This is a genomic window from Winogradskyella sp. SYSU M77433 (genome assembly GCF_029911945.1).
Taxonomy (GTDB): domain Bacteria; phylum Bacteroidota; class Bacteroidia; order Flavobacteriales; family Flavobacteriaceae; genus Winogradskyella.
The window spans coordinates 346,188-359,951 of sequence record NZ_JARYTG010000003.1 but is presented as its reverse complement, the minus strand read 5'-3'; the positions used below and the strand labels follow the sequence as shown (position 1 = coordinate 359,951).

At 33.7% G+C, this 13,764-nt stretch carries 10 protein-coding genes; 4 read left to right on the top strand and 6 right to left on the bottom strand.

The window, feature by feature from the left end:
• Positions 1-14 precede the first annotated feature (14 nt).
• Together acs and QGM60_RS07665 are read left to right on the top strand one after the other, a co-directional pair.
• Entirely contained in the window at positions 15-1,922 is a 1,908-nt protein-coding gene (acs, locus tag QGM60_RS07670) for an acetate--CoA ligase (protein WP_281139655.1), read from the top strand.
• Between the two features lie 102 nt (positions 1,923-2,024).
• Positions 2,025-2,678: an HAD family phosphatase gene (locus QGM60_RS07665; protein WP_281139654.1), complete on the top strand. Its 654-nt coding sequence runs from the start codon at positions 2,025-2,027 to the stop codon at positions 2,676-2,678.
• A gap of 2 nt (positions 2,679-2,680) precedes the next feature.
• Here the strand turns inward: QGM60_RS07665 and QGM60_RS07660 are convergent, their stop codons facing one another.
• Entirely contained in the window at positions 2,681-4,159 is a 1,479-nt protein-coding gene (locus QGM60_RS07660; protein WP_281139653.1) for an XRE family transcriptional regulator, read from the bottom strand.
• A 119-nt stretch (positions 4,160-4,278) separates the two neighbouring features.
• Here QGM60_RS07660 and aceB point away from each other — a divergent pair, with 119 nt between their 5' ends.
• Positions 4,279-5,877, top strand: a complete 1,599-nt coding sequence (aceB, locus tag QGM60_RS07655; RefSeq protein WP_281139652.1) for a malate synthase A — start codon at positions 4,279-4,281, stop codon at positions 5,875-5,877.
• Positions 5,878-5,951: 74 nt separating this feature from the next.
• Positions 5,952-7,577 carry an isocitrate lyase gene (locus QGM60_RS07650; RefSeq protein ID WP_281139651.1) on the top strand — a complete coding sequence of 542 codons (1,626 nt, stop codon included), beginning with the start codon at positions 5,952-5,954 and terminating at the stop codon, positions 7,575-7,577.
• A gap of 104 nt (positions 7,578-7,681) precedes the next feature.
• On the opposite strand, the gene QGM60_RS07645 is transcribed toward QGM60_RS07650, so the two are convergent.
• The 5 genes from QGM60_RS07645 to arsC all read right to left on the bottom strand — a co-directional run bounded on the left by QGM60_RS07645 (position 7,682) and on the right by arsC (position 13,754).
• Positions 7,682-8,338 carry a 3'-5' exonuclease gene (locus QGM60_RS07645; RefSeq protein WP_281139650.1) on the bottom strand — a complete coding sequence of 219 codons (657 nt, stop codon included), beginning with the start codon at positions 8,336-8,338 and terminating at the stop codon, positions 7,682-7,684.
• A 1-nt stretch (position 8,339) separates the two neighbouring features.
• On the bottom strand, positions 8,340-10,229 hold the full coding sequence (locus QGM60_RS07640; RefSeq protein ID WP_281139649.1) for a DUF294 nucleotidyltransferase-like domain-containing protein: 1,890 nt from the start codon (positions 10,227-10,229) through the stop codon (positions 8,340-8,342).
• Between the two features lie 75 nt (positions 10,230-10,304).
• Entirely contained in the window at positions 10,305-12,833 is a 2,529-nt protein-coding gene (locus QGM60_RS07635; RefSeq protein ID WP_281139648.1) for an outer membrane beta-barrel protein, read from the bottom strand.
• Positions 12,834-12,951: 118 nt separating this feature from the next.
• Positions 12,952-13,410: a hypothetical protein gene (locus QGM60_RS07630; RefSeq protein WP_281139647.1), complete on the bottom strand. Its 459-nt coding sequence runs from the start codon at positions 13,408-13,410 to the stop codon at positions 12,952-12,954.
• 2 nt (positions 13,411-13,412) lie between these two features.
• Positions 13,413-13,754, bottom strand: coding sequence for an arsenate reductase (glutaredoxin) (gene arsC / locus QGM60_RS07625; protein WP_281139646.1), 342 nt, complete (start codon positions 13,752-13,754; stop codon positions 13,413-13,415).
• Positions 13,755-13,764: the final 10 nt, after the last annotated feature.

Below are 13,764 nucleotides of genomic sequence, written 5' to 3'. Positions count from 1 at the left end.
AACATATCTAAATCATGAGTAATTATCATATTAAACACTTAGAAGAATATTATCAAGTCTACCGTAAGTCAGTCAGAAATCCTGAGGTGTTTTGGGAGGAAATAGCAGAAGAGCACTTTATGTGGCGTAAAAAATGGGATAATGTTCTTAGTTGGGACTTTACTAAACCTGAGGTAAAATGGTTTGAAGGTGCGCAACTTAATATCACTGAAAACTGTATCGACAGACATTTGTACACACGTGGAGATAAAACGGCTATCATTTTTGAACCTAATGATCCGAGTGAAAAAGCAGAACACATCACGTATAGAGAATTACATGAACGCGTTTGTAAATTTGCTAATGTTCTAAAAGCACAAGGTATAGGAAAAGGGGATAGAGTTTGTATTTATTTACCTATGATACCAGAATTAGCGGTTTCAGTCTTGGCCTGTGCTCGTATTGGTGCTATACATTCTGTGGTTTTTGCAGGATTTTCATCTACTGCATTAGCGACACGTATAAACGATTCTGAATGTAAAATGGTCATCACTAGTGATGGGTCATATCGTGGATCTAAAACAATAGATTTAAAGGGTATTGTAGATGAAGCTTTGGAAGAGTGTGAGTCTATAGACAGTGTTTTAGTCGCTAAGCGCATCAATTCAGAAATCAGCATGAAAGATGGTCGCGATCATTGGTTGCAGCCCTTGCTAGATGAAGCACATCATGAATGTGAACCAGAAATAATGAATGCTGAAGATCCATTATTTATTTTATATACATCAGGCTCTACAGGAAAACCAAAAGGAATGGTGCATACTACTGCTGGTTATATGGTATATACAGCCTATACATTTAAAAATGTGTTTCAGTATAGAGAAAAAGATGTGTATTGGTGTACGGCAGATATAGGCTGGATTACAGGACATAGCTATATAGTTTACGGACCGTTATGTAATGGTGCAACAACCATAATGTTTGAAGGTGTGCCTAGTTATCCAGATTTTGGGCGTTTTTGGGAAATTGTAGAAAAACATAAAGTCAATCAATTTTACACGGCGCCAACAGCTATTCGTGCCTTAGCTAAAGAAGGTGTAGATTATTTAGATAAACATGATTTATCATCATTAAAAGTATTGGGAACTGTTGGTGAGCCAATTAATGAGGAGGCTTGGCACTGGTATGATGATAACGTAGGAAAGAAAAAAGCACCAATTGTAGATACTTGGTGGCAAACTGAAACAGGAGGTATTATGATTACGCCAATTGCTTTTGCTACACCAACAAAACCAACGTATGCGACCTTACCATTTATCGGAATTCAACCAGCATTAATGGATGAGCATGGACAAGAAATAAAAGGAAACCAAGTTGATGGTCGTTTGTGTATAAAATTTCCTTGGCCTAGTATGGCGCGTACCATTTGGGGCAACCATCAACGTTATAAAGACACCTATTTCTCAGCGTATGATAATAAATACTTCACAGGTGATGGAGCATTAAGAGATGAAGTAGGGTATTATCGTATTACAGGTCGTGTGGATGATGTTATTATCGTTTCAGGACATAACTTAGGTACTGCACCAATTGAAGATGCTATAAACGAGCATCCAGCAGTAGCAGAATCTGCAATTGTAGGTTTCCCACATGATATCAAAGGAAATGCATTATATGGATATGTGACTTTAAAAGAAACAGGTGAAAGTCGTAACCATGATAACTTACGTAAAGAAATCAATCAATTGATTACTGAGCAAATTGGGCCTATTGCTAAGTTGGATAAAATTCAGTTTACCAATGGATTGCCAAAAACACGAAGTGGAAAAATTATGCGTCGTATTTTAAGAAAAATTGCAAGTAAAGATACTAGCAATCTTGGTGATACAAGTACATTGTTGAATCCAGAAGTTGTTCAGGAAATAATGGACAACGCTTTGTAGAGTTTAATTAACTCAACTGTTTGTAAAAAAAGCGCCAAAGCATTTTATGTTTTGGTGCTTTTTATTTTATTCCTTTTATCTTCGCCTCAAATTAAAATTCCTATGCTTAAAGCTGTTTTATTCGATATGGATGGTGTTATTGTAGATACTGAGCCATTGCATCGAAAAGCCTATCATCAAATGTTTAAAGATGTTAACATTGAGGTAGATGAAGATCTGTATTCGTCTTTTACCGGACAATCTACGATTAATATTTGCAAACGATTGGTGGATCGATTTGGTTTAAGTCAAACGCCTGAAGATTTAGTAGCTTTAAAACGTAAAAATTATAAGGACTATTTTGAGAATGATGGTTTGGAGCTTATAGATGGTGTTTTAGAGAGAATTAAAGACTATCATGCTAATGGAGTTAATTTGGTTTTGGCTTCTTCGGCATCAATGACAGGAATTAATCAGATTTTTGAAAGATTTGATTTAAATCAATATTTCAGTGCGAAATTTAGTGGAGCTGATTTGGAAAAATCAAAACCGCATCCTGAAATATTTTTAAAAGCTGCTGCATCCACAGGTTTTGATAAGTCTGAATGTATGGTGATTGAGGATTCTACCAATGGTATTAAAGCAGCAAAAGCAGCAGGTATTTATTGTGTGGCTTTTAAAAGTCCTCACTCAAAACATCAGGATTATCATTTAGCGGATAAGGTAATTTCAAGTTTTAAGGAAATTAGTTATGCTAATATAGTTGATGCTATTTAGTTTTATTGACTATACTTCTCCTGTAATTGGTCAACAACATTAGCAATTTTTTCATCCATTAATTTTGAAGTGATAACGTTTGGTTCAGCCTGACGAACATCACAATTTTTAATAACGCAGCGTTCGCAAGTTACACCGACTTCAGCTTTTGGTATGGATTTGCTCTCGGCAAAAGAAACTTTCCTTTTGAACTGATTGTTGATTTGAATACCAATACTAACACTTCTATAACGATTGGCAACAAACGGATCTGTAGTTGCTGAAGACATTACCAAATAGGTTTTTTCTTCATTTGGATAGTTAGATATTTGAATATCAAATTCATGGTCTTTATTTGAAGCACTTATGCTTTTCAAAACTTTCATAGATACCCAACGTCTACAATAATGCTCGTCTGTTTCGTTAGCATGAGGAGATTGTTGTTTTGATAAGTGTAACTCTTTGTTGAGTTTAAAATCATTAGTGCCCTTCTGATGAGAAAAACGTAAAAAGAATAAACTTTTTAAGTTAAAATCTTTCGGTAAAATATTGGTTAGTCTTTGGTAAATAGACTCTGGAGAAGCGTTGTAGTTTTTTATAATACGCTCAAAATCTTTTGCTTTAAAAGACTTTTTTGAAAATAAAAGCTTTAGGTCGTCAACTAATCTTGTTCTAGGTATTATCAATGCTCCTGCAAAATAAGAGGCATAAAAATTATTTAAAACCTGATCGAAATTTTCAAACTTAATCCAAGAAAAAGTGTAAAGTCGTTCGCTTATCTTTAAATAATTATAGGCAATTTCTTTAGCATATATAAATGTGCGTTGCGCATCGTCAATATGTTTGGCTAGTAAAAGCGTTTTTGATTTTGGAATAAAAACAGAACGTAGATTATCTAATTCTGTGTGCGAAGCTAATTCTGTATTGTTGATTTTATAACTGTACTCTTCAACTAAAATATCTTCAAGCTCTTTAGATTTTAAAGGTTGGGTTAAGTCAACTTGGTAGGTTTTGGCAAATGCCAAAACCGCTTCTTCCATAGTGTCAATGTAATTATTGTTGGCTTCTTGAAAAGATCTCACAGAGGCTAAATAAAAACTCTCCTTACTGAAATTGTAGTTTTTAGCAATTTCTATTATGGTACTTATAAAAGCAGTAACCTTTGTAGGCGCATTTGAAATAATGTCTATCATAGTGCTTTCCTGAATGCCAAATAGCTCTAAAGGAATCTCTTTTAAGATTTTGGATTGTAGAATTTCACCAATAGGAGCAAGGTTTTTATCTAGTTTTAACGATACTAATTCGTCATAAGGCACTTCAAGATGTTTAGAAAGTAATGCTATTTTATCTGGTTTAGGATATTTTTTTCCCTTCTCTATTTCATTTAAATACGACTTAGAAAGTCCTGATAATTTTGAAAGTCCAAATAACGACAACTCTTTATCTGTGCGGATTTGCTTCAGTTTTAATCCGAAAATTAACTTGATATAATCTTGTTCCATAAATACAAATATAACACTAATTGCGAACTTATTTAAAAAGCGAAAAATAATTTTTAGCGAACGTTCGCTTGTTTTTTTAAAAAATTGGTTGTAACATTGTTTCATCAAAAAATAACAGTATGGAAATTTCAGTAACCACTCAGCAGAACATTACATTTTCACCACAAGTGAAAAACGTTTACCCACAATTGTTAACCGAAGAAGCTTTGGAGTTCCTTTCAGCTTTGCACCAAAAATTTAATTCTAAACGTTTGGCCTTATTAGAACGTAGAGAAAAACAGCAAGAAATTTTTGATAAAGGCGCCTTTCCTTCATTTCCGGTTGAAACAAAATCTATTAGAGAATCTGATTGGACAGCAGCACCAATACCAGAAGATCTTTTGGATCGCAGAGTAGAAATTACTGGTCCTGTAGATCGTAAAATGGTGATTAACGCACTTAATTCTGGTGCAAAAACTTTTATGGCAGACTTTGAAGATAGTAATGCACCATCTTGGGCAAACAATCTTGAAGGACAACAAAACCTTATAGATGCCAATAATAAAACCATTGAATTGATAGACGAAGCTAGAGGAAAGCATTATAAATTAAATGATGAAACAGCTGTGCTTTTGGTGAGACCTAGAGGTTTGCATCTTAACGAAAGTCATTTGCTGATTGATGGGGAAGAGGTTTCAGGAAGTTTATTTGATTTTGGATTATATGTGTTTCATAATAGTAAAACATTAATGGATAGAGGTTCTGCACCATATTTTTATTTGCCAAAATTAGAGCATTATCTAGAGGCTAGATGGTGGAACGAGGTTTTTGAATTTGCACAAGGTTATCTAGAAATTCCAAACGGAACTTTCAAAGCGACCTTACTTATTGAAACGATTACAGCAAGTTTTCAACTCGATGAATTTATCTATGAACTTAAAGAACATATTGTTGGATTAAACTGTGGACGTTGGGATTATATATTCTCATATATTAAAAAGTTCAGAAATCACGATGGATTTGTAGTGCCAAACCGAGATCAGGTAACCATGACAACACCATTTATGGCTGCATATTCTAATTTGGTTATTCAACGTTGTCATAAACGCGGTATTCATGCCATGGGAGGTATGGCAGCACAGATTCCAATCAAAAATAACCCTAAAGCTAACAAAGCTGCTTTAGAAAAAGTAAGAGTAGATAAAGAAAGAGAGGCTAAAAACGGACATGATGGTACATGGGTGGCGCATCCTGCTTTGGTAGAAGTGGCCATGTTAGAGTTTGATAAATACATGCCAACACCAAACCAGATTTTTAATAAACGAGAAGACATTAATATAACAGAGGAAGATCTGGTAGAGATGCCTCAAGGAACAATAACTGAAGCTGGCATACGCAAAAATATTAATGTTGGTGTTCTTTATATGGAGGCATGGTTAAGAGGTTATGGTGCAGTGGCACTTTACAATCTTATGGAAGATGCTGCTACAGCAGAAATATCAAGAACTCAAGTGTGGCAATGGTTGAAAAATGAAGCTTATTTAGAAGATGGTAGAGTTTTTAATAGAAATTTATTTGATGATCTTTTCGATGATGAAGTTGAAAAAATAATACGTGAAGTAGGTGAGGGAAAAATTAAAAATACAAAATTTTGTGATGCTATTAATCTCTTTAAAAGATTGGTGGCACAAACCGAATTTGAAGAGTTTTTAACGCTTTCGGCATATAAACAACTATAATATAAACAACAAATCCCGCGAATGCGGCAACATTCAAACGGGACTCATATTTAATAATCGTTAATTACAAATTTATGAAAAATTTATCAGAAACTAAGTACAGTTCTGCATTACAAACCGTGAAAGACCTAAAACAAAAGTACGGTGACACGTGGAATGCAATCAATCCTGAAAGTGCAGCAAGAATGGCTGCTCAAAACCGATTCAAAACAGGATTAGACATAGCTAAATATACAGCAAGCGTAATGAGAAAAGATATGGCAGCGTATGATGCAGACAACTCTCAATATACACAATCTTTAGGGTGTTGGCATGGTTTTGTAGCGCAGCAAAAAATGATTGCAGTGAAAAAGCATCACAAGACGACTGATAAAAAATATTTGTACTTATCTGGTTGGATGGTTGCGGCCTTACGCTCAGAATTTGGACCATTACCAGATCAATCTATGCACGAAAAAACAGCTGTACCAGCATTAATTGCTGAGATTTATGATTTCCTCCGTCAGGCAGATGCCATAGAGTTGAATGATTTATTTAGAAGATTAGAAAATGGTGAGGATGTTCAAGCAGAAATAGATAATTTTCAGACTCATGTTGTTCCAATTATTGCAGATATTGATGCAGGTTTTGGAAATGAGGAAGCAACATATTTATTGGCAAAGAAAATGATTCAAGCTGGTGCTTGCGCTATTCAGATAGAAAATCAGGTTTCTGATGCTAAACAATGTGGTCATCAAGATGGTAAAGTAACGGTTCCTCATGAAGATTTTATTTCAAAGCTAAATGCGGTTCGTTATGCCTTTTTAGAATTAGGTGTTGATGATGGTATTATTGTAGCAAGAACAGATTCTGAAGGAGCGGGACTAACCCAAAAATTACCTGTGAGTAAAGAGCCAGGTGATTTAGCTTCAAAATATCTCGCTTTTGTAGAAGCTGAAGAAGTGGCTATTGAGGATGTAAAAGAAGATGAGGTATTGCTAAAACGAGACGGAAAATTGACAAAACCAGTGAGACTACCTAATGGTTTATATAAATTCAAAGATGGATCTAATATTGATAGAGTAGTGCTAGATTGTATTACGAGTTTGCAACATGGAGCGGACTTGTTATGGATTGAAACTCCAACACCAAATGTGAAGCAAATTGCTCATATGATGAATAGAGTTAAGGAAGTTGTTCCGAATGCTAAATTGGTTTATAATAATTCTCCATCATTCAACTGGACCTTAAATTTCCGCAATCAAGTATTTGAAGAAATGCTAGCTGAAGGTGAAAACATGACAGCTTATGATAGAAATAACTTAATGGATGCACAATATGATGGAACAGAATTATGTCATCGTGCTGATGAAAAGATACGAACTTTCCAAATTGATGGAGCAAGAGAGGCAGGTATTTTCCACCATTTAATTACGTTACCAACATACCACACAACAGCTTTACACATGAACAATTTAACAGAAGGTTATTTTGGAGATGAAGGTATGCTGGCTTATGTAAGAGATGTGCAGCGTCAAGAAATTAGAAAAACAGTGTCTTGTGTAAAACATCAAAGAATGGCAGGCTCAGACCTTGGTGATGATCATAAAACATTCTTTGCAGGTGATAATGCATTAAAAGCTGGAGGTTCTAAAAACACGTCTAATCAGTTTGAGACTGAAGCAGCACCCAAGAAGAAAAAATTGACAGCTGTAGCGTAAAGCTTTAAGATAATTTAAATTGTTAGAAGAGGATGTGATTTAATTCTTTTATTTATTTTAATTAGTTAGGTTGAGGCACACTTATTTGCAAAGTGTGCCTCTTTTTATAATAAACCTCTTCGTTCAGGTTTTAATAAATCTTTCAATTTTAAACTCCCATTTTTGTTAAGAATGGATACCAATTTTAAGAATAGGAGTGCAGTGATATAAGCATCTCCTGAAGCAGTATGTCTATCGTGAAGTGGAATTTTAAAACGCTCAGCTAATTCGTCTAGACTAAAATGAGCTTTACTAGTATCTAGTCTGGTTTTATTGAATAGATGGCTAGTGTCTAAAGATTTATTCTTCAGTTTTGGTAACTCCATACGTTTTAAAGCATTGTTTATCATAGCAATGTCGAATGCGGCATGATGTGCTACTAAAACACTATTTTCAACATAATTTAAAAATTCAATGATGGCATTTTCTTCCTCAACTTTATTGAGCTTACCTTCTTTCAATAAACCATGGATTTTTACAGTTTCAGAATTGAAATGTTCTTGTTCTAAATAATATTCAAACTGATCTGAAACTCTAATTTTTAGGTGAATTATCGCAATACAGCCAATAGATAAAATCCTATCATTTTTTGGATCTAAGCCGGTAGTTTCGGTATCAAAAACTATAAATCTTATAGCTTCTAGGTTTTCTTCAGAATTCTTGAATTTTGAAGTATAATCTTCCCAAAATTTGGGATATGATTTTCTACTAAACCAACCCATATTACATCAATTGATTAAGCTTAAAACGCATTTTTATCAATTCTTGGATAGCTTTAACAGCTTTAAAACTTCGTTTTAGTTTCAATCGATCGCTTTTACTCAAGTCCACCAAATTTATAAAGCGACCAGAGTCAGAATTGGCAAGACCTTGTTCTGTTCTAAAGCGCAATAAGTCTTTGAAAGCTTCTATGCAGAATAAATAAGTGTCTTTGTTTTCGGGTTCTAATTCTATTAATTTTTCATAACGATTAACAGTGTTATTTACAGACTTAATATTGTGAGATAAAATGAGTAGCCGAGCAGCATCAACCAAAGGCATCATTGCCCTAGCTTTAATATCAAATTGATCTTTGTGTTCACCATTATCTTCAACTAAAAACTGTCTGAAGAAGCTCAATGGAGGTGGGTTTTGTAGTGCATTTCTGCCTAAATAACTCAAGAAAATTGAATTATGTTCAATGGTTTCAAAAATATGTTCAGATAGTTTTTCGACCAATTTTGTATCACCATATACATAATCGTAATCAAAGAAAATAGTGCAGAGCATTAAATTGTCTTGATCTGGTGTGGTAATCCAACTTTTAAATTGCGCTTGCCACTCTGAAACCGAATTGCACCATTTAGGATTGCTACCCATCATATGTGCAGGGCACAATTCAAATCCAACTATACTCAAAGCTTTATTGATATGTTTTGAAAGCTCTAAAAAATATGGTTTTACGGTTTCATTTTTTTCTTTAGAAACATCTTCATAAACCAAAGCATTATCTTGGTCGGTGAGCAGTAATTGTTCTTCACGACCTTGACTTCCAATGGCCAGCCAAGCAAAATTTACAGGTGGCTTTTTGTTCATTTTATCAATAGACAATTCAATTACTTTTTGCGTAATAGCATTATTAATAGCGGAAACCATTCGGGCCACAAAGTCAATTGGAATATCTTGTTTTAGGTAACGCTGAAGCAAGTCTTCGGTACGTTCTCTTATATTTTTGAGCTGATCAACAGCTGTACTTCGTTTTATTTCTTTTACTAAAGATGACGCATTATTTTCTCTTAAAACAATAATATCATGTTCAGAAAGTATACCTGTTAGCTCAGAATTTGTAGTACCATCTTTTGTAATACAAAGGTGAGTAATTCTATTTTTAAGCATTGCAATTTGTGCTTCTGAAACACTTATATTCTCTGGAAATGTTTTTACAGGAGAAGACATAATGGCTTCGACGGTTTGCTGAATATCCACTTTTCCTGTTGCGATTTTTGTTCTTAAATCTTTGTCAGTTATTATACCTACAGGCTTCTTGTTTTCAACAATAACAATTGAACCAACATGAGCTTCGGTCATTATAGATGCAGCTTCTTTTATAGTTGAGTTTAGGCTACATGTAATTGGATTTTTGGAATAGTCTGCAGATTGTAATTCAGGGAGATTTAGAGAACCATCTAATTCTAGCTCAGTTCTAGTTTTATTTCTGTCTGAAGGTTTTACATTAGAAACAAAGCTTTGCATTAAAAATTTTGAAGCATCACTATTAGTTGTGATGAATTCGTTCAAAATTTCTGATGATATACTATATAACACACTTTCTTCAATAGCTTTGGCGTCTAGAATATAAGTGCCTGTTCTGATTAGTGCTCTTAGACCAAAAATATCACCTTCGTCACACTTATCAACTAAAGTGTTTTCTTCAGAATAAAGACCAATCGCTCCATCTTTGACAACATAGAAATTAGACTCAATACTTTGATTTATAGAGAAAACTGTTTGATCTTTTTCAACATAAATCACTTCCACAGCTTTAGAAATAGCGAACAGTTGTTCGCGAGAAAGCATATTGAAAGGCGGAAAACCTTTTAGAAAGTCATAGATGCGTTCAGCAATGGTATTCATCTTAGCAATTTAGCCAAAAATTGAATTTGGCTAAATGATATCCATCATATAATTGCTAAAATATTATAGTTTTTGCTAACCTTCGAAATCAAAATCGTCATCTCCGCCACCATTTTGACCTCTTCTCGAACCTTCTCTTTTATTCAATTGTTGATTGAATCTATAGATAAAGGATAGGTTGATTTGGCGCTGTCTCCACTGAGATTCGTTATATCTAGTAAAGAAGTCTGTAGTTGTTAAAGCTTGACGTTTTCTTGAGTTTAATAAGTCTCTTACGTTAAGAGATAACGTTCCTCTATTGTTTAAGATTTCTTTACTGAAAGCTAAGTCTATGGATAAGATACCATCTGTATCTGATTGAGCATCTTGTCTGGCACCTCTGTAGAAAGCGTTAGTTTGCCAATCTATTTTCCATGGCATAGTAACTTTAGAGCTAAATCTAGCGAACCAGCTTGTATTTTTTGTACTATAATCTACACCGTTGAATTCACCTTCAGTTTCGAATTGAAAAAAGTTAAAACTAGAATTTAATCTAAGCCATTTTGCAGGGTTGTATAAGAATCCTAATTCTGCACCAGTCCTGTTATTTGTTGAAAGGTTTACAGGTATTGTTCTAATAATATCTATGCCATCAGATGTTTGTTGACCTGTATTTTCTTCAACTCGCTCAAATGAATCCGTTTCATGTTGATAGTAAATAGAACTTGTTAATGTAAATATCTCCCAACGTCTAAGATACCCTAAATCGAATGTACTTGAAAAAGCAGGTTCTAAATTTGGGTTCCCTTGAAAAACGTTAGTTCTACTAGATCTAGAAGGGAATGGGTTGATAAACCAACTGCGCGGACGGTTAATTCTTCTATTATAACCTACAGTTATACTTTCTTCGCTGTCTGAATCGCTACCACCTAAATTATAGATTAAATTAACTGTAGGGAAAAGGCCTAAATAGTTGTTATTGAAATCTGTTTCAATAGGAAAACCAAATTCTTCTACAAGTTCTTCATCTGTTAATCTAGAATCTATTGTTCCTTTAAGTTGTGTATGTTCTAAACGTAACCCTAATAGGAAAGAAAATTTACCAAACTTATTACCATACTGAGAATAAATAGCATTTACATTTTGATCATAATCAAAAACATTGGTGTAAACATCATTAACTTCTAAGTCGCCATTAGCTAAATTTTCTTGTTCAAGAACATAATCAGTAACCTCATTTTCAAAATTACCTCTATAACCTGCTTCAAAACGAGAGTCTTCACCTAATGGTAAAACATAATCAGCTTGGAGTAAATATTCCTTTTGATCTTCGGTAGTAGTTTCTTGTTCGCTTTGTATACCAGTAGGATTTGTTTGGTTTGTAAAAATGTAATCTTCATTATAATTTGTAAAACCTTCTTCTGAAGAATTTTCAAATTGAAAATCAGCTGTTAATTTATGGTCGCTGTCCTCGCCAAAACGTTTCACGTAGTTTAAAGCTACTTGATATCTATTGTCTTGTTCAGTTTGTTTTTCGCGACGTAATGTTTCTTCTACAATGCTACCATCATTAAAACGTTCACTACTATTTAAGGATAAATCTGCATCGCTACCAAGTCTATAGAAAAAGCTACCTGTTAAAGAAGACGATTCACTTAGAAAGTATTCCATACCTATGTTGGCATTATAATTTCTATTGAGTCTTTCTACCTCTTGATCTTCACGAATTCTTCTAAACTCAGGCTCTACAAGATTGTTATCTTCATCAAGTTGATCAAAATACGTGATATCATTAAAACTATTTCTTGGCGCATCAAAATAACGCCACCCAAAGTTAGAGAAAAGGTTATATTTCTCTGTACGGTAATTTATAGCAGCAGAAACCCCTAGATTATCTGGATTACCAATAGTAAGATTTACAGATCCGTTAAATCCTAAAGTTTCTTTTTGACGAAGAATGATATTTAAAATACCAGCAGTACCTTCAGCATCATACCTTGCAGAAGGTGAGGTAATAACTTCTACACGTTCTATAGCTTCTGCGGGAAGTTGACTAAGAATATTGCTATCTCCAAAACCTGCCATTGCTGATGGTTTTCCGTTAATAAGAATTCTTACGTTTTCGTTACCTCTCAAGCTTATAGCGCCATCAATATCAACAGCTACAGACGGAACATTATTAAGTGCATCACTTACGGTACCACCAGCTGTAGTTAAGTCCTTACCAATATTGTATACTTTTTTGTCTAATTTTATTTCTACGGTTGTACTCTCAGCGACAATTTCAACTTCATCTAAGGATTCTATATCTAAATCGAGAGCAACAGTACCGAGATTGATATCTTCAGAAATGGTTTTGTTATAGTAGTTTTTAGTTTTATATGAGATATACTCTACCGCAATATCGTAAACTCCAGATTCTAAGTCTACATTAAATTTTCCTTCACTATCAGTTATACCACCAGTAACGGTTTTGTTATCAGATTTACTCGTAAAAGTAATAGTGGCATATTCTAAAGGGTAGTTAGAGCCTTGCTCTACTACAGTACCTTTTACTGTGACGTCTTTCTGTGAAAAAGAGAAATTAAATACAAGTAAAAGCAAAAAAGGTAAGTATATTTTCATAGCGGTTTTTTAATCGCCACAAAAATACACTTACCCTTATTGTAATCGGTTAATCTTTTGTTAAAGCAGAATTGATTTCTTTAATTCGAAATAGTTAAAAGCAATAGTAACCTAATTCTCAATTGTCTTTGTCTTTTCTTTTTTTACGTTTTTTTTTCTTTTTATCTTTAATAACGTCTTTTTCATCAAAGTCACCTTTAATCATTTCTTTGATTTTTTTCATGTCATTTTCCGAAATGAGTTCTTCCAATTCTTTAAAGTGAGTTTCTTCTAACTTTTTAATAGCTTCTTTTCTATCAAGGCTGTGCTCAAATTGTGTTTTGAAAATAGCGATCTTAGCTTCGAAAAAACTATAGATCTTCTGTTTTAATATCTGTTTTTGAAAATCATCAGCTTCTAAAGTGGAAAGGAAGTTTAGAACATATTCTTCTCTACGCTCTTCCATTTCACGCTCTCTTTTTTCTATTTCTTGCTCGGTAGGTTCAGTATTTGCAGGTACTCTGCCTATATTTCTAGAGCGTTGTCCTAATGCAGAAAGACTTGTTAACAAGAATAAGAATAATATTGTTTTTTTCATACTTATATAATTTTTGAAATCAATTCTGGCGGTCTTCCTACAACAGCTTTTTCTTTATTTACTACTATAGGGCGCTCAATTAATTTAGGATTATTAATCATAGCTTCGATAACTTCGTTGTCACTTAAATCTTTGCCTTTAAACTCAGATTTCCAGATGGCTTCATTTTTTCTAACAAGTTCTAAAGGGCTTATTCCTAGTTTTTCTACTATAGATTTAAGTTCTTTAGCATCAATGTTTTCTTCTAGGTATTTAATGGTTTGAAATTCTTTTCCTGAAGATTCTAATATAGCTAGCCCTTGTCTAGATTTTGAGCATCTTGGATTGTGATATATTTTTATCATCTCCTTAATT

Coding starts and splice junctions, on each gene's coding strand:
- acs (WP_281139655.1), top strand. CDS start 15: ATGAGTAATTATCATATTAAACACTTAGAAGAATATTATCAAGTCTAC.
- QGM60_RS07665 (WP_281139654.1), top strand. CDS start 2,025: ATGCTTAAAGCTGTTTTATTCGATATGGATGGTGTTATTGTAGATACT.
- QGM60_RS07660 (WP_281139653.1), bottom strand. CDS start 4,159: ATGGAACAAGATTATATCAAGTTAATTTTCGGATTAAAACTGAAGCAA.
- aceB (WP_281139652.1), top strand. CDS start 4,279: ATGGAAATTTCAGTAACCACTCAGCAGAACATTACATTTTCACCACAA.
- QGM60_RS07650 (WP_281139651.1), top strand. CDS start 5,952: ATGAAAAATTTATCAGAAACTAAGTACAGTTCTGCATTACAAACCGTG.
- QGM60_RS07645 (WP_281139650.1), bottom strand. CDS start 8,338: ATGGGTTGGTTTAGTAGAAAATCATATCCCAAATTTTGGGAAGATTAT.
- QGM60_RS07640 (WP_281139649.1), bottom strand. CDS start 10,229: ATGAATACCATTGCTGAACGCATCTATGACTTTCTAAAAGGTTTTCCG.
- QGM60_RS07635 (WP_281139648.1), bottom strand. CDS start 12,833: ATGAAAATATACTTACCTTTTTTGCTTTTACTTGTATTTAATTTCTCT.
- QGM60_RS07630 (WP_281139647.1), bottom strand. CDS start 13,410: ATGAAAAAAACAATATTATTCTTATTCTTGTTAACAAGTCTTTCTGCA.
- arsC (WP_281139646.1), bottom strand. CDS start 13,754: ATGATAAAAATATATCACAATCCAAGATGCTCAAAATCTAGACAAGGG.